This window comes from Candidatus Firestonebacteria bacterium RIFOXYD2_FULL_39_29 (assembly GCA_001778375.1).
Lineage (GTDB): Bacteria > Oederibacteriota > D2-FULL-39-29 > D2-FULL-39-29 > D2-FULL-39-29 > D2-FULL-39-29.
The window spans coordinates 1-19,232 of the sequence record MFGV01000059.1; the positions used below are offsets into that span (position 1 = coordinate 1).

Below are 19,232 nucleotides of genomic sequence, written 5' to 3' on the forward strand. Positions count from 1 at the left end.
GGTAACGCTCTGTACTCTGTAGAGGAAACATTCACTATTGCAGCGTGCTTTATATTGACCATCTGTGTCGAAACGGCTGCAGTAAATCTGCCATCTGTAAGAACAAGATCAGGGACTACTTCCTTATACAACTTCAAATCAGCCGCAATCATGAGATCTATCTCTTTTTCACTGATAAACTTGAGTTTACCTTTACGAATATTTCCAAACACTTCCTCGAAATCAGGTTCATGCAGCGGCAAAACAGTAAATCCCTCTTCCTCAATAAATCTCTTTTTTTGACCTTCCCCCGCAAAAATAACCTCATGCCCTCTTTTCCTGATCTCTATCCCGACTGCGAGAAGACGGCTTATATGTGATAATGCATACATACACGGAATACAGAGTATCTTCATAAAGCTCCTAGTATTTCACGAAACCCTTTCAATTGAATTGTAGTATACAATCGGCAAATCGTCAAGAGCACTACATTGATATATGGGGTATTATATTGATTTTTCACAGTTTATCCTGTATTATTTTCTATCCTATATGCTTTACCCTCTCCAGTCTTCCAATAGCAATTTAACTATATTTTAGTGATGTTTACAAGTATTGAAGAAGTAATATTATATGCCGTAAAGCGTATCATTCAGAGGGTCATGTTGAAGTTCTGTACTTGTTGAAGGAAAGTGGTAATTTAAGGTTTAGAGGGTTTTAAGGTTACGCTCTGAAAGAAGGCAGTTCAAAATTAGATTCAAAGGAACGCGACAATGTGTTTGTCAGGAAAATCAGAAAATATACCAACCGGAAATACACCTCAAAAGACAAAATCAGAATAGTCCTGGAAGAATTCAGAAAAGAAATCTCCGTAGCTAATCTTTGCCGGAGAGAAAATGTTCACGTCGCGATATACTCCCGGAACAAACACAGTGGTTTCTTTGACAATCCCACCATAAAACATATTATCCAACCCGGGAACACCTGATTTTATTCTATTTATTTTTTTATCTGAAATAGCACTTAGTATAACAAAATTAATAGCATCCAGAAAGAGACTAAAATAGATGCGCAGAGGCTTGGAAGCACGGAGGTTCGGCAAATAACAAAAAACGAAATAGAGTCGGGGAGGGTTAGCAAAAGCGATTTCCAGAAGGCAAAAGACTGAAGCCGGAGGACGGACATATCGTTAAGTCAACTACCACGGGCTTACGAGGCTGTACCAAAAGTCCGTTTTAATAATCTTCATTTAAGACTGTTTTATCAAAAATAACACCACTCGGGCTTCTTTTATCCGTTTACAAGTACTTTTTTCCCAGTCATGTTCCAGAACTTTAGTAAATTTGCCGTTGTAGTTACCAAACTCCATTCGCTTTTTACTTTTTCCAGCCCTCTTAGCATAAATCGCCTGAATCGATGTCGTTCTTTTACATTTCCAAACATCGGTTCTAACGCCGTCTTTCTTTTCTTTATTAAGGCTATATTATCTTTCAATAGTTTTCTGTATTCTTCCTTAAAAATCCTATCTTCATATATCATGATTCTTCTGCCATACTTGCCGAGTAGCCGCCCTTTGTAGCAAACCCCGTTCCGCTTACAGTTTCCGCATTTGTCTTTTGCTGCCGCATACACAAGATATGTTTTTCCTCTGGCTTTCTTCTTCCCGATGTAGTTATAGTTTGCACCATATCTTTAAAAACAAATTTTCGTTGTTTCATATCTTACCCCCAATCCCCTTGAGATTTTTTTACTTCTTTCACCCTTGGCAGTAATGCAAGCGAAGCTTGTACCGAAACGATGCTAAAACGCTATTTGACAGTGGTTGCCAATAATTTCGATACTTAATTTATCTTCTTCGTTTTCGATCTATTTATTTCCCTGTTTTTTTCTTCTATGTTAATTAAAGAGTCGATTACTAATAAAAGCGCAAAAACCATAAACAGCAAGTTAAAAGAAACAACAACGACATTTTTATCTCTCGAAAGTACTTCTATTGAAGCAGAAAGAGTTCCCAAAACCATAAACAACAGCCTTACCTCTCCCGTCCTATATTTTCTGATTGATTTCTCTTCCCATCGTGCTGCTGAAACCCTTTTTCTGACACCAAGGTACGATGACCACATTAGTATCAGATAGAATAATGTAGTGCTTGATGCTCTCTTGAGATCACTTGATCTTGAAGCAGGAGACTCAAAAATCATCAGCATTGGCATTACCGCCAAAAATATACAACTAAAATAGTAAATACTCCGGTTCTGTTTTGAATAATACCATTCAATATATTTCCCAATATTTTGTTTGTATTTTCTGTATTCCATAAATAAGAGGAAGCCGCAGAAAATGAAAACAATCGAAGACGCATCTGAAATTTTCGAAATCCAGGTCCCTGTAAAATAAATATACTTTGAATAATCTATTTGCGGGTAAAGAATCTTCTGGGCATTAACAAAACTATATAGCAATGTGCCAAAAAGCACCGCAAGACAACCATGAACAAGCAGTATAATCCCTCGCAGATCCTTCTTTTTCCTGATAGAAAGCCATGCGAAAACCGTACTCGCCACCATAATTGCAACAATACTAAGACTTAAATATGTATTCATCTTTTCCCCTTGAATTATTTCACCCAGACAAATTAACTGCTGGTATAGACACCGAAATAGCACGTTGTCAGTCCACTAACCTGATTATACATCTAAGAGGTGTGCTTTTAAAGGCTAAAATGAAGAAGGGCCGCCGGTTAAGACAGCCCTTTAAAAGCAGGTGACGGGTGAAAACAATTACTTTTTCTTAGTAGTTGCCTGATTTAGGCCGTTCCGGCGAATGCAGGCGTCTCAATGAAATTGAGCAACTACAATTTCTTTTTTGCTGCACCTCTGCGCATCCGCGCCTCCGTTCCTCCGGCTTCACTCGCCAATCATCGGGACTACCTTGTCTTTCGGATACTCTATTGTGTATTCGTACGTAAGTTCTTTTTTCTCGCCGGGTTTCAGGTCCATAGTCCACTTCAAAAAGCCCTCTTTTGTTTTTATGGCGTTGTCGGGGGATAAGTTTACCAAGTTTACTTTTATCTCTTCGTTTTGAGAGACGGGAACTCTTTCGGTAAGAGTTAGCTTTACCGGTTCTTTTTTGAAGTTTTGCACCGTGATTTTAAACTGCCTGCTGTGCTTCTTGTTTGTACCGACGAGGAACCAGCCGGTAGCACTCTCTTTGTTTTGTTCTCTCTTCCTTTCTATACTTATTCCTTCATCAACACCAAGATACGCGTCAAACTCTTTATCAGCGGGGATCTCTTTTATGTAGGAGTTGCCCACATAATTATCTTCAAGGAAAATATTCATCTGCCCGGCAAGAAGAGGTTTATCCGTGTTCTTGATCTTTGCTTTCAGGTACGCATACTTTGAGAATTCCGGCGCAGCTTCATATTCAAGCTTGGTTTCAAACTTCTCAATTGAAACCGGTACTCTGTGAGGATTGGAATCTGAAGGAATTGACATTTTCTTTTTAATTTTAAAGAATACCGATGTACGGCTGGTTTCCATCTCGGCATTCACCACAGCTACGCTGTTAGACACCATGATTTCATCATATTCTTCCGCTGCTTCACTCATCTCTTTCTTCATCGCAGCCATTGGGGCTGCAGCACTTTTAGATTTCCGCATTTCTGATTTATCCATTATCCGGGGCATATAATAATTCAAATACCACGCCGAAAGCTGGGGAGCATTCCCGCCAAGATACGGCTTTGCCGTGGATAGGGAAAGAAGGACGTCGTTCCAGTCCTCACCTGTGCTCTGGGTCACAAGACCATGGTAGGCGAACTCCACGGAGTTGGAAGAACCCGCTCTGACATCATAAACCGGCTGCCAGCCCGCGCCATAAATCACATAACTGACTTCCACGCCGTATTTGCCCTGCGAGGCTGCTTCCACCGAAACTTCGGCGTTTTTATAGGAGTTCTGGCTCCCCCTGGCAATGGAGTTTCTTTCTTTATTCAACATCTCAATTTTTTTATCCAGCTTTCTTATCTCAAGAGCGGCAGGTCTCTGCTTGCTTGAAATCTCAAGGAGCGTTTCTTCAACAAAGGCAAGTATCTCTTTAAATTCCTTAACAGTAAGCTTATTATCCCCGTCCTTGCCTTTCGGAGGATTCTTTAGCGCTTCCAGATATTTTACTTTACCACCAAGCATATCAAGCTGGTCTTCCAGAATCTTCTTTGCGTCTTTCACTTCCTGCAGTTTGTCATCAAGTTCCGCAAGTTTCGGATTAAAAGCAACTTCTTTAGAGCGTTCATTAATATCAATCCCGAGGATTTTAAGTCTTTTGTCGGCGCCGCTTACGCGGAGCGAATTCCTGTCTACATTTAGAGGTATCTTATCAAAACTGATGATAGAAGTACCCGGTTTTATCTCTACGACAGCTTGTCTGGTAACAAGCGCCCGGTCCGAGTACACCGTAACCTCACTTATCTTCGACTCCGCAACGACCTGCTGTGCATGCATCCCGGCAGACAACAATAGAAATCCGGTTAGAACTTTCAAAAACAATTTGTTTCTTAACATAAAACCTCCTGTACTACTTATTTTCTATAGTTTAGACAAAAGCTTTTGTGAAAAGTTCCATATATACTGTCATCGCGAGACGGCTCCTTAGTCGAAGCGATCTCGCTTTTTGAGATTGCTTCGGTAAAAACTCCTCGCAATGACAAGGACAATAACACGCGCAATGTAAGGGGCAATGACAACATTTTTAACCCTTAATGTCATCCCAGAGGTCTTTCCAATCCTTGTTGATACTATTTATCAAAATCTCTTTCTTTGCCCGGGAACCGGCTTTTATCTGCTTCTCCCTGTCTATCGCAAGACCAACATCGTCAAAAGTTTTAAAATAAACAAGTTTTTTAATATTATACTTCTTAGTAAACCCTTCAACAATACCTTCTCTGTGCTCATAAACTCTTCTGATAATATTATTAGTGACTCCCGTATATAGAACCGTATTGTTTTTGTTTGTCATAATGTACACAAAGTAATACTTAGTCATCTTCACCCCTTGTAAAGATATAGTACTGTCATCGCGAGTCGGCTTTATCGATGAAGCGATCCCGTTTTAACAGCAAAAGAAAGATTGTCCGCCTAGGTGGATTTCGCAAAAACACTCAACTTCGGATAAAACCCCTCGCAATGACAACATATATCAATAAATCATAAATATCAGTTCATTCGGCAGGAGTAATGTTGCGGTGTAAGTTACACAATCGTGATTTATTTCTACTTTCAGGCCGGGGTTAATGAGGGGCAAAATAAAATTCTTCCCGGCGTTCAGCGAGGCGCCTACTTTTTCGTCTCCGTTTAATTTTAGAAAGGCGGTTTCGGTTTTATTGGCTCTGGTGAATTTATTTATAGTATCCCTGATAGTTTGTTTATCAAACTCAACTATAGGGGAGTTGGTGCTTTTTTCTTTTGTGAAGAAGTTGATCTTAACGGTATGCTGTTCAGCACCGGAGAATTTATGGCGGATTATCAGGTGGTTCGTTTTTTTATGAAGGAAGTACTGGATCCTATGCCTTACAGAAGGAGTAACATCATAATCAGCGTCTAAAAAGTCATATTCCCTGCCGGAAACCCAAAGATTTGTCTCCAGGTTTTTGTCGTAGACAATAAGCCCGTCATCCAGAGTGAAGAACTTTCCGGGAAGCGACGGCGGCATTATAATATCCTCGCTGTTTCTTGTAAAAGTAAAGGTAAAGATATCTGTTGCAAGCATCGAACTGTTGCCTTTTAAGAGGTAGAATTTATTCTTTGGATACCCCGAAGCACTTAGATCAGGTTCATAGGGCGCAGGTTTTAAGTCCTTATCCACAGTCTCAAAAGCCCCTCCCATAAAAACGTAATCCAAGATATAGCGGCTCTCGCAGGCACTATCCCAATCTTCTTCACATATGAACTTCAGATATTTCACATATTCAATATCCGGGGTGCGGCCGGAAATACTTCTGAACCTGCTGTCATATTTTTTATCAGGCTTTGCGAATTTAAAGACAAAACTAAAGAGGTCCTCCACTGAAGGCCTGTAAGCATCCGTAGTTACTTTCTTTTTAAGACGCATCAGCGAAATATTTACGACTAGCGCTTCAAGGAGCTCCATATTTTCTTTGGGATTTTTAACGCTGACAATACCATCCCTGTCTATCTTACCGGCAAGCCAGACAAGTATATCTTCTTCCGGGGCTTTATATAGGAATGGCATAAAAAAAGCTATTGCATTTAGAACTGTCTTTTCAATTACGGTTGTAACGGGGGTTTGTCTATCTTTGACATACTCACTCAGTACCACGAGGAATTTCTTTTTCAGGTCAATACTTACACCGGAATCTTTAAAATAGCCGTAAGCAATTATCATATTCAAGATATCCGTATTTTCTTTCTTTTCCGAGAGATACCTCAAAAATTCCTTTGTAAAAAGCTCAAAATATTTTTTGTCCCCCGTCAGATAATACATCTCGCCAAGGAATACGAGGTCAATTGAGTCTTCCAGGAAGAGTTTTGAAAATATTGCCGCAGACCTCTTCTCCAGCTCTTCCATTAATTTTTTCTTTTCTACAAGGAGCTTTACTTTGGCTTTCGTCTCCTCATCAAAGAAGACAAAGAATTTCGGATAAGAGTTACTCTCCATTTTGGTAACGAGTAAATCCTTCTCATCCGTTATTACCGCAGTTTTTTTCTCGACAGAGGGAGCAGCCTGTTCATCGGGCTTTCGTTCAGCTATTTTTCCTTCAAACAGGTCTTTATAAGCCTGTAGTGTTAAAGCAGCGGTCTTAGCCCAGGTAAACCCGGAGGCTCTGGCAAAACCTTTTTCTACAAGAGCATCCCTTAGGGAAGTATCCGTAAGAATGTTACGGATTGCTCCCGCCATTTTTACTTCGTCAAGAGGATCTATAAGGATTGCGGCATTCCCGGCGGTTTCTGCAGTCGCAGTCAGACCAGAGGTAACGACGGGGCACCCCGAAGCAAACGCTTCAAGAATAGGCAGTCCAAAACCCTCATATAAAGAAGGGTAAACAAAGCAATCCGCGGCTCTGTATAATTTGGCAAGCTCTTTGTCCGTGACATAACCGGCTTTGATAACTTTGCCTTCAAGTTTATACTGTTTCTCCAACAGCTCCAGATCCGGAGCAGGCTGGACGGTCTTTCCCGCCAGAACCAGTTGTAAATCCATTTTCTTTTCGTTTACCAGAATATTAAAGGCCGCAAAAAGTTTTTCCAGATTTCGCCTTTTTGTTATCGTCCCCGTATAAAGAATAAACGGAGAAATTATATTAAACCTTGTCTTGATCTTTGTGTCTGTTTTTGCAGTCTTAAATATTCCTTCTGCGGCAAGAGGTGCTACTTTTATCTTTTCTAAGCCGGTATTATACACCCTCGTAAGCTCTTCAGCAGAAAATTCGGAAACCGTTAATATTATTTTTGAAACCCGCGCAGCGTATTTCGAAAAAGTCCTGAAAATAAATCCGGCCCAAAAAGTAAACCAGGAAGGGTTAAACTCATACGAAATATCATGTATGGTAGTTATAGACGGTATTTTAAAGAAAAAAGGCATCATATAAAAAGGGAAATGGAAAATATCCGGCTTTGCCTTATAAGCGGCTCTATGAAGATAATGATTCCTCCAGATAAACCCGCTTTTAATAAACGGTTTCACAATATTCCTTTTAAAATTTTCCTGTTTGGTCAGGCCTTCGGGAATATCCGTACTCTTGAAAAAAAGAAGGTATTCATTCTCTTTATCAATAACGGCAAGTTCATTCAATATGTTAACAAGGTATCTTCCGACGCCGGTACTCTTTCCTTCTACGCTTGACGCGTCAATTCCAATCCGCATTTAACCGCCTCCAAAACTTCTTCCGTTTTTATAGCTTCCATACAAAGATTTCTGATACAATTTGTTTTCCTGCAGGGACTGCAGGGGTAATCTTTAGTTATAACAACCCTGCTCTTACTGTAAGGTCCCCATTCTTTATCGTTACTCGGACCGTACAGTGTAATAGTCGGCACTTTCATCGCTGTTGCGAGATGCGAAAGACCGCCGTCATTTGAAACAAACAACTTACAAAACGATACAAGAGCGGCAAACTCTTTCAAACTCATATCGGACGGCATTAAAACATGCGGAACTGTTAATTTAGCGCTCAGTTCTTCCATATACAATTGCTCGCCCGGAGCATTAAAAATAATAACTTTAAAACCGGATTTCACCGGAAGAGCATTAATAACCTTTGCAAAGTTCTCCCGCCCCCATCTTATCGGAGCAGAACTAGCTCCCGTATAAAAACCCGCTAAAACATCATCAGCTTTAATACTTTTTTCTGATAACATCTTCTTCGCCGTTTCAATTTCGGCAGGAGTTATCCAGTATTCAGTCTCTTCTTCCTGCCTACCTTTTATATCAAATAACTCAAGCAATTTAAAGCTTCTTATTATTTCATTATCGGTCCCGTTAAAATCAGCAAGCCTGATATTATAGATATTCTTCACCCTCTTGTAGTCAAGCGCACCCTTAAACTTTGCCCCTGAAGAATAAACCAGCTTTAAGCTCTCTATCCAGCCCCCAAAGTCAAGGCAGAGATCAAACCCTGCCCGTCTGAGTTTCAGGTAGAAAATTTTCATCCAAATAAACAGAAAAGGATGTTTTCTCCCCCTGTTAAAGACAGGATTATTTGTCTTATATATTAAAAGTTCGTCTATATAAGGACAACCTTCGGCAACAGCTTTATTCCAGGGAGCAACAAGCATTGATATTTTTGCTTCCGGAAATTCAGCTCTCAAAGCACGAAGCATAGGCACGGCAAGAATAAAATCCCCGAGATGTTCGATTTTCACAATCAGGATTTTTTTAATTTTGTCTTTTTCAAATACCGGTATTCGGGTATAAGCGCTTCTTACAAACTCCAGGTAAATAAATATTTCCAGCGTAAATTTCTCAAACGCCTGCCGTAAACCGGAAAAATAATATCCTGCCAGGTTAAAAATATTCTTTTTAAAGAAAAGAACGGCGGTTTTCGCTTCACCCTTCAGAAGGTATCCCGGAAGGCCGAGGAAAAAAAGAATGCCAAAACAGAGGACTAAAATAACATTTACGGGAAACATCAGCAGCCCAAAGAAACCCAAGCGCAGATATACAAAGATTGCATATTGTCTGATTTCCTTATTTTTAACCGCATCAAAAATATAGTATTTCTTAAACCCGCAAAAGCACCTGATAAGATCAAACCGCAGGTCCCGGTCCGTTTCCTTCTCATTAACTACGATAAAAACTTCAAACGCATTACTTTTGATTTCTTCTAAAAATGAATTCAGAGTTACGGCAGAATTTGCAGTCATTCCCTCGACATAACTAAAAACAGCGCAATTTTCGAAAAAGGTTTTGAACCACTTTTCCGTTTTCTCCTTCACCAACAGGGAAATATGCGCACCGGGAAAATCTTTTTCTGTTTTAGCAACCGCGTTCCTTACCGCTCCCACAGAAGAGTTATTTACCGCAATGAGAATTTTCATTTTTTTAGATAATCTTTCCATAGATTTACAACTCTCCCTCTCACTATCTTAATATGTTTAGGCCTTCCTATTATCAGATGCGAGAGATTAAAGAGCACGTAAACAATAATTGTCCTCATAACAAGATTACAACCAAACAGAAAGGATCCTGTCCGGCCGTAATGTTTTCTGAAGAACTTTATTTTGCTCTCCGAGATCCAACGGGAGCTGCCTTCCGGATTTTGGCTGCTGCTTTTACAGCCGTGATGGACAACAAGTATGTCATGTACCAGAAATATCCTGCCTCCTGATTTTTTTATACGGTAGCAAAGGTCAACATCATCGTAATACATAAAGAATCTCTCGTCATAGAACCCTATTTTCTTCAATACTTCCATTTTCACCATTAAACACGCACCGGCAGGCTGGTCAACCTCCCGAGTACTGTCATGCGGCCATAAACCCATCTCATAATAGTTAAAAAACCTGCTCCGAGGAAAGGCAACGTTAAGGTGGAACGTTTCCATGAGATCCGTAAACGGCGAAGGGAAATTCATACAAATAAGCTGCAACCGTCCGTCCTCATATATAAGTTTCGGTGCCGCTGCCGCTGCACGGGGATCAGCTTTAATAAATTTCATTAATTTACCGATCGCATTTTCTTTTATTTCAGTATCCGGATTCAGGAAAAGCACATATTCTCCTGTGCATTTTTCCAGCGCCCGGTTATTTGCCCTTGCAAATCCTTGATTTTCACTGTTGGCTATGATCTTAACTTCCGGAAACTCCCGCCTGACCATCTCAACCGAACCGTCTTTGGAAGCATTATCCACAAGAAATATTTCAAAGGAAAGCTCAACCGTCTCACGGTAAACAGAAGCAATGCATTTTTGAAGATATTCCTTCACATTCCAGCTTACTATTATTATCGATACATCCATAACTTCCCCCAAATAATGAACTAAAACCTGTAAATTACTCCATTTTTTCTATACTTTCCTGTACTTTGAAAAACTTAATATCTTGACAGCAATCTGCGAAGGAAGGAGTAGTTTTCCTTCAACTTATTTTGAATTAATGACTGAGCCTCTGTCTTTTTTTCCAGCACATAAATCAGATCCGGATCCCCTTTTTTATAATAATAATCTTTCAATAAGAAAAAAACACTCATATTATTTTGCAGATAATTTAATAGCTCCGGAATGCTCTCCGGCTCCCACACATGAAAATGTATACGATACTCTCCCTTTACAAGTTCCTCCAGCGTAGACGCTACGGGCTTTTCTTTCTTTAGCTCAACCATTTCAAGCCATTCCTTATAATGCGCTCCATCATTTTTGAACGTTGTATTGTTTTTAAAATCTTCCAGTAGATGAGAAAGAGCAGTAACCGGCCTTGCCTTGTCAAATGTATATCTTTTATCCGGAATGGAAAGGTAAAAGACCCCGGCCGGTTTAAGAACCCGAAATATTTCTTTTACGGCTTTTACCGGATTTGAAAGATGCTCCAGAACATGACACAAGATGACAAAATCCTGACTATTGTCCGGAAAAACACTCAGGTCTTCCGCAGATGCATTTATATCAGGTACAATTATTTCTGTTGCTTTTATTTCAGGATTTTGTTTTTCCAGAGCACCTTTGGCACACATATCCACATAGCTTACTTTGGCCTGCAGAGCAGGAAGCTTTAAAGGGTTATGCAAAGCCCCTATTTCCAGGCCGCTTCCGGAAATATACCTCTTTAGTTCATCTTTTTTTGACATATACTCCTGTTTACTCTCTTTTGGCGGATAATTCCTCATACAATAATACCATTTCGTCTGCATGTTCGGCAAAACTTTTCCAGGGCTTCATTTTTTCCTGCATTTTTCCGATATTTTCCGGATTTTTCACAAATATATCCATTTTTTCTGAAAGCTCTGCCGCATTATTCGGCTTAACTAAATAACCGTTCTCCCCGTCCTTTAACCACTCAGGTATTCCTCCAATGCGGCTTCCGATGACAGGAATCTTTGCTTTTAACCATTCAACACCGATTAATCCAAAAGCCTCTTCCCATATAGACGGCATCACCCCGACGTCAAGCCCGCTAAATACTTTCTCCATTTCATCAGTTTTGTAGGGTTTTCTCACTTCTATGTTTGCACCCTCAGGCACAATAATATCTTTTTCCGGGGTCCAAATTATCAATTTTGCCTTTGTTTGCTCAAGCAGGGAGAACGCCTCCGTCAAAACATTAAGCCCTTTAGCTTCACTTTTTCCGCCAACATATCCGAACACAACAGGATACCCCCGTCCCCGGAGCGGCTTTGACCTGATGCCATCCGCCGGCTTTGAAGAAGGAAAAATAATTCTGATTTTATCTTTATTCACACCGTAACCGGTCATTATTTCCGCAGAACGCGCAGATGAACATTGAACTGCTGAGAGCCTGTTCAGTCTGTCTATAAAATATTTTCTTCTGCCCGAAAAATCCCCGGTAACAGGAGCGGACACTTCTCCTGTAGTTTCTTTTTTCAAGGAGGAAGTTCCCTTTATTTTACAAGAAAATCGCCTTCGTCGATGACTTTTATCACTAATATCAGGCGATTTTTGCAGTCCCAGCTGCTCTGATTTGTGAAGCAAATCAAGCGGAGATAGGAAAGTATTTTTATACTTTCCTATGCAGTGAAAAATATAAGATAACGGCTTATAAAGCCGTCTCGGAAGAGGTACCACAAATATACTGTATAAAGCATCGGCAAGCATTTTTGAAAAAGTTTTTCTTTTTACCAGTATATTCAGACAATCTTTACATCTTTCCCCGTTTTCATAATCCGTACAGGGCTCTTTTCCTTTGAACATCAGATCTCTTTCCGGACAAATATCATAATAATTATGGATCATCTTTACACTCGGGATGGAACTTTCGGCAGCAACATCAATAACCGAAGCCGTATGCATCTGTAATTCATGAAAATGAATCAAACCGGGTTTTTCTTTGCGGATAACCAGCCGCATCAGCTTCTCAATTTGAGAGTTATGACACTGCCCTGCCGGAGGCGTCAGATAATGCGGAAAATTAGGAGAATTATAAAGTACTATATACTTTACTTTATTCTTTTCCCATATTTTCAAATAAGGCTTAAAAGGAAACTCTAATTTATCGTAAGGAATACCGAAAAAACAAACGACTTCATAGCCGCGGGAACTCATCTCTTCGGCAAGCCACTCCTGATACAGTATCGCTCCGCCGCTCATAACAGGAGAAATACCAAAACCTACATATAATATTTTCTTCATTTACTCCAGCGCTTTTTTAAATTTAAAAATAATCCTTCGAAAAAGAAGGGAAAGCTTGATCTTCCAGAAAGGAAAAAACCGGGCTTCATAGCTCCAGTCGGTAGCCCAGGAATTAGAACAGCCGGTGCAAGCGTCAATTGTTTTTCTTATTTTGCCGGCTTCCTCACTTTTCCAGACAGCAGAAAGAGAACTATCTCTATAATTCCCGGAATTAAGATGGCTGTATCTGAGGCAGGGGGAAACCGTCCCGTCGCAGTGAAGAAGGAAAAATGATCTCATAGAATCGCATTTATATTTCAATTTATGCTTTAAAGCATAGACGAGTTTTTCATTCTGGAAAGACGGCGGCAATTTTCTGATCTGGCGCACTATGCCCTTCAAATAAGAATTATTATAATTTTCCGGTTTCGTCTCATTTTTTCCGCTCTCATTATGATAGAACGAGAACTCCTCATAAAGCTGGGTAATAAAACCAATCCCCAGTTTTTCCGCGTAAGAGGCTACTTCAAGCAGTGTATCTGCCGTCAAGTTTGAGATAGTATGCCCTACCAGAACAGCACCCAGTTTGCTTTTGTCCCGGCTCCTGATATTTACAAGTTCTTTCAGGAGATAATCAACTTTCTTAAAATTACCTTTTACGCCTCTAAAATAATCATGCTTTTCCCCGGCCGCATCCAGGGAAACCCCGACATTTAATACAATATTTTTACTGATGGCGTCATTTACTACCTCCAGGATCCTTTCCGGCAGGAGTCCGTTGGTGCTCAAAGAAATCTCCGTTTTTGGCCTGGCTTCATGTATCGCACTGATAATTTCCTTAATATCTTTTCTTAGTACCGCTTCCCCGCCTGTTAAAAGCACCGTCTTTAAACCTTTAAATATATCGTCCTCCAGCATTTTTTTCAACTCTTCCGCCGTAAGAACATTTGTTTTGGGTTTAAACTTCCAGATACTGCAATGCTTGCAGCGCGAGTTACACGCATCCGTTACCTCAAAAACTATATATTTTATCGGCGGGAGCACGTTTCTTTTCTTTTCGGAAAGAGTAACCAGGGTATTCCGACACAATTTTGCGAAAACCCCGAGAAGCCTGAATAATTTTCTAACCCCGCGGTAAGCCAAAAGAGGGAGCCTCAGAATAAAAAGCGCCAGCGGAGATTTATTCTCCACATAACACGACATTCTCCGCCTGAAACTTTGATTAATCCTTAAGTCAGCCCAAGCTCTAAGCTCTTTGATCTTCTTAAGCGACCACTCAGGAGTTTCAAGAAGGGCTTCAGTGGTGGAAAACATCCCGTTCTGCAGATCTTTTCTCAAACAACCGGTTTTTTCCGCTTCCGTATAAAGTTTTGTCCCGTAATAAGGTGTTGCAATATGAAAGCCGGCCGCGGACATTCCAAGCTTTTTAAGCTTCAAAGCAAATTTCACCGTCTTCTTAATATCATCTATGGTTTCTCCCGGGAAGCCGATAACAAAAGAGCCGTCAACAATAATATCATGCTTCTTTAAAAGAACGACTGCTTCTTCAATCTTTTTCAGGTCAAGTTTTTTCCCGATAATCTCATCAACAACCTTCTGCACTCCTGATTCGGGAGCGACAAACACCCGTTTGCAGCCGGATGCTTTCATTTTTATTATCAATTTTTCATCCAGAGTATCGGCTCTTATCCCGTTTGGCGCACTCCAGGTAATATCAAATTTGTTCTTTATCATAAGGTCAAACAACTCTTCTGCTCTTTTCCTGTCAAACGTAATATTATCGTCCTCAAAATTAATATGTTTTACACCATATCCGGCTATAACTTCTTTTAACTCAGCTATGATATTTTCCGGGGTTCTCGCTCTAAAACGCCGTCCCATAGTCAGATGGATACTGCAAAAATTACACCCAAACGGGCAGCCGCGGCTTGTCATAATACTCACAGTCCTGCGACTATAGGTGTACATATCCCTGGCCCCACTCCTTTCACCGAGAGCGCTAAAATACCCCTCCATGTCAACCAAATGCCTTGCAGGTAAAGGGAGTTTGTTAAGATCTGCGATCGGGGTTCTGACAGGGGTTAAAATAATTTTTCCGACGGTTTTATAACCTATACCTTTTACTTTTCCATAATCCCCGTTTTTCCCTTTCTCCAGAGCTTTTAATAGTTTGCAAACAGTTATTTCGCCTTCCCCCCTTACAATAATATCAATATTCTTACTTTCGAGCGTTTCAACCGGTTTAACCGTGGGGTGTACCCCTCCGGCAATAACGATAATATTTTTATTTACGGCTTTCACTGCCGCAGCAACTCCTGCTGCGCTTTCAAAATTAACTGAAAAAGGGATTGAAATACCGACGACCCCGGGGTTTAGCTCCTGAATTCTTTCTTTTAGCCGGTTAAAATTGAGCCCCATGTAATATTTATCCCCGGCCTTTCTTAAATTTCTCCAATCTTCCAGCGTAGCGTCAATAACAGAAACAGAATGTTCTTTTTCCAGCGCAGCAGCAACATACAGGAGTCCTAAAGGCTGAAAAACAAAAGGGGTTCCAAACCGTATATCCAGTATTTGAGGCGGATTTATCAAGCATATTCTCATGGTTTTTTCCCGTCAGTCTTATTGAAAATACTTGCTCTTATCTTTTTTAAAAACGCGGCACTTTCAGGCATCCTTTTTTTAAAAATATTTTTTAATTTTTTTACCGGTAAAATATTTATCTCCGGATCCAGACTTGATTCATGACTCCACATAACTCCGCAGGAATTAAGACAGCCTGCGCATTTTTTTACGCCGGCCCTTATTTTTCCGGCCTCCGGACTGTTCCAGATCTCGGAAGCCGTCTTTTGCCTTAAATTTCCGGCTTTAACGTCCCAGCGGCCAAGACACGGACTGACATCGCCGTTGCAATGGATCATACAAAAAGTACTCATAGCAAAGCACCGGAATTTGATAGACTGCCCCTTAAGCCGCTTCAGCCCTTTTTCATTGATAAGAGAAAACGGCTCTTTCTTCATCGCCTCTATCATTTCCATTTTTTTTCCGGCAAGATCCCTGCCTTCATTATTGTAGAAAGAAGACTCATTATACCATTGAATAAGATAGCTGACACCCAGTTGTTTTGCATAAGCTTTTACTTCTTCTATTGAAGCAAGTGAATCATTTGTCAGGGTAAAACCAAAACTCGGGGATAATCCTTCATATGTTTTACCCAGCTCGACTAATTCACGCAACAGCCTGTCTGTCTTAACAAAATTACCCTTCACACCCCGGATAATATCGTGTTTTTCTCCTATTCCTTCAATAGAGGTCCCAATCCCTATTTTGATTTTATGTCTGACAGCCAGCTTTGCTATATTCAAAGCGCGTTCCGGCAATAAACCGTTAGTACTGAGCATTATTGACGCAGAGGGTAACGCTTCATGCTGGGCCATAATCACATCTTCAAGATCGTTTCTGAGCGTTGGTTCCCCGCCCGCGTTCAATATCCACTCTACCTCAGAAAAAAGAGGGTCACTTAATATTTTTTTCATTTCAGCAGAGGTCAATTCATCTTTCACCGGTTCTTTCTTCCAAATACCGCATTGACTGCAGCGTGAATTGCATCTTTCCGTAAGCTCTAACCAGACCCATTTGGGTTTTAGGGGAACTCCAAAAGTCCTAAACAATATGTTTTTCGTACCCGGTAACAGCTTCTTTAACTCCATTTATTTCTCCATTATAATATTCACGGCTTCACCGATCTTTCTGGTACTGCAAAGGTTTATAATATACTCCAAGCTCTCATTCCTGACACAATTGTCAACTTCATCAATGATTATTTTTATCTTTAAACCGTAATTTTCCAGTTTTTTCAGTAAAACCACCGGGTCAGAACCAAGATGTCTTAAGGCATTCGGAAAAAGCTCCATAAAAAGCACCAGCTTGTTGTTTTTCAGCACCGAATCAGCACCTTCAATCACAAGCCCCTCCGCACCTTCAATATCCATTTTAAGAATATCAACCCGGGGATTACCTGTATTTTTAATAAACTCGTCCAGCGTTACAGTCTCTATTTCAACCGCTCCCGCTCTTTTAAGATTAGTCCGCTCAGATAAGGAATGCCTTCCATGATCAATCCCGTCTTTAAAAAGTTTTTGCTTTCCGGTTTTATTCGACACGCCTTTTTGAATAGCAACCACATTTGTATAACCATTGATCCTAATATTAGCAGAAAGCAGCCTGTAATTCTCCGGTTCGGGCTCAAAAGCAAATATTGTTCCCGTGTTTTTCATTTTTCTTGCGGCAAGAAGCGTATAAAGCCCTATGTTAGCCCCGATATCAACAATATTCATTCCCGGCCTGACTTTATCTTTAAAAATTTCTGTACTTCGATCCTCATAAACGCCCCTCCAGATCAAATGCCCGGAGATACTTTTATCCCTGCCGTCCACATACATCTTGCTGCCCAGCACCTTAGTTAACACCACCCTGTTAAAATCAAAATACTTCTTATTAATATAGTCAGCTATCCTGCCCAGGCCCGGTATTTTTCTGACGCCCCACCCCCTGAAACATTTTGTAAGATTAAATAATTTCATACCGATATCGATACGTTTTAATTTATTTTCCGGATCTTTCATTATGACCTCTTTTTGCTCAACATGAAAACAAGTTTTTTTGTCAAGGGTATCTTTTCCGCCAGGATATTCCTGTCAATTTCATCAAACGGCTTTGCAACGCAAAGAATAACCAGATACAATCCCGAGAAAAATACTATTTCGGAAAGGAAAATAGCAAGGTTCAGCCCTCTTGACAATCCGGGAAGAAAAGACCCGTAAAAAACAGAAATAAATAAAACAGGCAATCCGGCACCTGAGCATAGCAATAACGGCCATAACACCGTTTGCCCTAAAAAATTTCTAATCGGTATTTTTAAAACCCTGTGAAGTCTCACCAAAGAATACGTTGCCGAGAAGAAAAGCGCGATAGTCGTCCCGAGAGCTACACCCAAAATACCGAATTTAACAATAAAAAACAAACTTAACGGAATATTTACAACCGCCGCAACTAAACCGGCTCTCATTTCTATGTCCAGCCTGTTTACCGCCTGCATAAAAGTTCCTCTTACTGCCGCCAATAAGGCATAAAGCCATCCGGGTGCCAATATCCGGATAATCCACACGGATTTTTCATAGCCGTCTCCCATCCATACGTGCATGATCTGCGGCGCCAAAACAAAAATCAAAAAGAAAAACGGTACGGCTATATATGACAGATATTTTGTGCCGCGAACGTAAAGATTAACCAGCTTTTCTTTATGACCTTTCGCGTCAAGCTCCGAAAATGCCGGCAGTAAAGCTGAAACAAAAAGAAGGATAACCGCTTTTGCCTGCTCTATAATCGTACCCGCAAGCTGATAAAAGACCACCAGTCCGATGGAAATATACGAACCTATCAACAGCTTATCTATATGCACTGCCACAAGAGTAGCCAGCCTTGCCACCTGAAGTTTATACCCGTAGTTAAAAAGTTTTTTAAGTGTCTCTATTTTAAAAAATGATAAAGAAATATTTAAGTCCGGGAATATTTTATAGGCAATTACTACGTTAACTATGCTTGTTATTGCAAATATAATCGCACTAAGGATCATCAAACCGGGCAAGCCATACCCCGTTTCCAGAACATATATCGTTCCAAGAATATTTGGAATTGATATTATGAAATATATTTTATTGGAGATATCCATCCGTTGAAGTCCGCCCTGAATAGAACTAAAAACACTGAACGGATTAGATAAGGCAAAAATAATAATTCCTGTCAGAAAAACAAAGGCCGCCTCATCACACATAGGGGCCGGAATTTTAAACAGTGAAAGTAGCGGATTTAAGAGCAAAAACCCGCCGACAATAAGCAGAATTGCAAGAAAAAAATAGAAGATCAAACCCGTAACAGTAATTTCATTTATTTTTTTATAATCTTTCCTGGTATAAAACTCAGAGATATATTTTACAAATGAGGACCCTATTCCAAAATCCAGGAGACCTATATATCCGGTTAAAACTCCTATTATGGCCCAAACGCCGAATCTTTCAACGCCAAGTTTGTTTATTATATACGGGGTAAGAATAAAAGCTATTAAAAATGCCCACATGCGTCCTGCAGCATTATAAACAGTATTTATTATTACTTTTCCTGAAAGACTTTTTTCTTGCACATCTTCTCCCTGAAAAAAACAGAAACTTGACGAATTATCCTGTGTTTTATTGACTATAATCAAATATTATATCTGTTTGAGGGCTTAAAAACAACGTATATTGACTACCCGGAGAGAATGAATATTACAAAAACTTATTTGTTTTGTTTCATTTTATCAGCATCTGAATTGAGTTATAATCAAAAGATGTGTATGAAGTAAAACAGCGACGTATCCTGTATAATAAGTTTTACGAGAACAAAATTATAAGGAGGAACGTCG

Annotated in this window: 15 protein-coding genes and 1 pseudogene; 1 reads left to right on the forward strand and 15 read right to left on the reverse strand. The window is 40.1% G+C overall.

The window, feature by feature from the left end; genetic code table 11:
- A pseudogene (locus tag A2536_03000) lies at positions 1-395 on the reverse strand (UDP glycosyltransferase).
- A 359-nt stretch (positions 396-754) separates the two neighbouring features.
- Here A2536_03000 and A2536_03005 point away from each other — a divergent pair.
- Positions 755-967 (forward strand): hypothetical protein, encoded by a 213-nt coding sequence (locus A2536_03005; GenBank protein OGF45656.1) that lies wholly within the window; start codon positions 755-757, stop codon positions 965-967.
- 302 nt (positions 968-1,269) lie between these two features.
- Here A2536_03005 and A2536_03010 read toward each other — a convergent pair whose 3' ends face one another.
- From A2536_03010 to A2536_03075, 14 genes are all read right to left on the reverse strand, one after another.
- The gene (locus A2536_03010) at positions 1,270-1,518 is read right to left on the reverse strand and encodes a hypothetical protein (protein ID OGF45657.1); all 249 of its coding nucleotides are present in this window, start codon (positions 1,516-1,518) and stop codon (positions 1,270-1,272) included.
- Positions 1,515-1,697 (reverse strand): hypothetical protein, encoded by a 183-nt coding sequence (locus A2536_03015; protein OGF45658.1) that lies wholly within the window; start codon positions 1,695-1,697, stop codon positions 1,515-1,517. The genes A2536_03010 and A2536_03015 overlap by 4 nt, the downstream gene beginning before the upstream one ends.
- Positions 1,698-1,820: 123 nt before the next feature.
- On the reverse strand, positions 1,821-2,582 hold the full coding sequence (locus A2536_03020; GenBank protein OGF45659.1) for a hypothetical protein: 762 nt from the start codon (positions 2,580-2,582) through the stop codon (positions 1,821-1,823).
- 303 nt (positions 2,583-2,885) lie between these two features.
- On the reverse strand, positions 2,886-4,541 hold the full coding sequence (locus A2536_03025; GenBank protein OGF45660.1) for a hypothetical protein: 1,656 nt from the start codon (positions 4,539-4,541) through the stop codon (positions 2,886-2,888).
- A 187-nt stretch (positions 4,542-4,728) separates the two neighbouring features.
- Positions 4,729-5,022 carry an excinuclease ABC subunit C gene (locus A2536_03030; protein OGF45661.1) on the reverse strand — a complete coding sequence of 98 codons (294 nt, stop codon included), beginning with the start codon at positions 5,020-5,022 and terminating at the stop codon, positions 4,729-4,731.
- A 153-nt stretch (positions 5,023-5,175) separates the two neighbouring features.
- The gene (locus A2536_03035) at positions 5,176-7,860 is read right to left on the reverse strand and encodes a hypothetical protein (protein OGF45662.1); all 2,685 of its coding nucleotides are present in this window, start codon (positions 7,858-7,860) and stop codon (positions 5,176-5,178) included.
- A complete protein-coding gene (locus tag A2536_03040; GenBank protein OGF45663.1) occupies positions 7,830-9,554 on the reverse strand; it encodes a hypothetical protein in 1,725 nt (574 codons plus the stop codon). Before A2536_03040 ends, A2536_03035 begins: the two co-directional genes overlap by 31 nt.
- On the reverse strand, positions 9,530-10,453 hold the full coding sequence (locus A2536_03045) for a hypothetical protein (protein ID OGF45664.1): 924 nt from the start codon (positions 10,451-10,453) through the stop codon (positions 9,530-9,532). Before A2536_03045 ends, A2536_03040 begins: the two co-directional genes overlap by 25 nt.
- Positions 10,454-10,527: 74 nt before the next feature.
- Positions 10,528-11,277: a hypothetical protein gene (locus A2536_03050; protein ID OGF45665.1), complete on the reverse strand. Its 750-nt coding sequence runs from the start codon at positions 11,275-11,277 to the stop codon at positions 10,528-10,530.
- Between the two features lie 10 nt (positions 11,278-11,287).
- Positions 11,288-12,796 (reverse strand): hypothetical protein, encoded by a 1,509-nt coding sequence (locus tag A2536_03055; protein OGF45666.1) that lies wholly within the window; start codon positions 12,794-12,796, stop codon positions 11,288-11,290.
- Positions 12,797-15,376 carry a hypothetical protein gene (locus A2536_03060; GenBank protein OGF45667.1) on the reverse strand — a complete coding sequence of 860 codons (2,580 nt, stop codon included), beginning with the start codon at positions 15,374-15,376 and terminating at the stop codon, positions 12,797-12,799. It abuts the gene before it with no gap.
- Positions 15,373-16,482, reverse strand: a complete 1,110-nt coding sequence (locus A2536_03065; GenBank protein OGF45668.1) for a hypothetical protein — start codon at positions 16,480-16,482, stop codon at positions 15,373-15,375. Before A2536_03065 ends, A2536_03060 begins: the two co-directional genes overlap by 4 nt.
- Positions 16,483-17,397, reverse strand: a complete 915-nt coding sequence (locus tag A2536_03070; GenBank protein ID OGF45669.1) for a hypothetical protein — start codon at positions 17,395-17,397, stop codon at positions 16,483-16,485. It abuts the gene before it with no gap.
- Positions 17,397-18,971, reverse strand: coding sequence for a hypothetical protein (locus tag A2536_03075; GenBank protein OGF45670.1), 1,575 nt, complete (start codon positions 18,969-18,971; stop codon positions 17,397-17,399). Before A2536_03075 ends, A2536_03070 begins: the two co-directional genes overlap by 1 nt.
- Positions 18,972-19,232 lie beyond the last annotated feature (261 nt).

What these genes read in the sequence shown, in the direction of transcription:
- A2536_03010 (OGF45657.1), bottom strand. Translation starts at nt 1,518, where the DNA reads ATGATATATGAAGATAGGATTTTTAAGGAAGAATACAGAAAACTATTG.
- A2536_03015 (OGF45658.1), bottom strand. Translation starts at nt 1,697, where the DNA reads ATGAAACAACGAAAATTTGTTTTTAAAGATATGGTGCAAACTATAACT.
- A2536_03020 (OGF45659.1), bottom strand. Translation starts at nt 2,582, where the DNA reads ATGAATACATATTTAAGTCTTAGTATTGTTGCAATTATGGTGGCGAGT.
- A2536_03025 (OGF45660.1), bottom strand. Translation starts at nt 4,541, where the DNA reads ATGTTAAGAAACAAATTGTTTTTGAAAGTTCTAACCGGATTTCTATTG.
- A2536_03030 (OGF45661.1), bottom strand. Translation starts at nt 5,022, where the DNA reads ATGACTAAGTATTACTTTGTGTACATTATGACAAACAAAAACAATACG.
- A2536_03035 (OGF45662.1), bottom strand. Translation starts at nt 7,860, where the DNA reads ATGCGGATTGGAATTGACGCGTCAAGCGTAGAAGGAAAGAGTACCGGC.
- A2536_03040 (OGF45663.1), bottom strand. Translation starts at nt 9,554, where the DNA reads ATGGAAAGATTATCTAAAAAAATGAAAATTCTCATTGCGGTAAATAAC.
- A2536_03045 (OGF45664.1), bottom strand. Translation starts at nt 10,453, where the DNA reads ATGGATGTATCGATAATAATAGTAAGCTGGAATGTGAAGGAATATCTT.
- A2536_03050 (OGF45665.1), bottom strand. Translation starts at nt 11,277, where the DNA reads ATGTCAAAAAAAGATGAACTAAAGAGGTATATTTCCGGAAGCGGCCTG.
- A2536_03055 (OGF45666.1), bottom strand. Translation starts at nt 12,796, where the DNA reads ATGAAGAAAATATTATATGTAGGTTTTGGTATTTCTCCTGTTATGAGC.
- A2536_03060 (OGF45667.1), bottom strand. Translation starts at nt 15,376, where the DNA reads ATGAGAATATGCTTGATAAATCCGCCTCAAATACTGGATATACGGTTT.
- A2536_03065 (OGF45668.1), bottom strand. Translation starts at nt 16,482, where the DNA reads ATGGAGTTAAAGAAGCTGTTACCGGGTACGAAAAACATATTGTTTAGG.
- A2536_03070 (OGF45669.1), bottom strand. Translation starts at nt 17,397, where the DNA reads ATGAAAGATCCGGAAAATAAATTAAAACGTATCGATATCGGTATGAAA.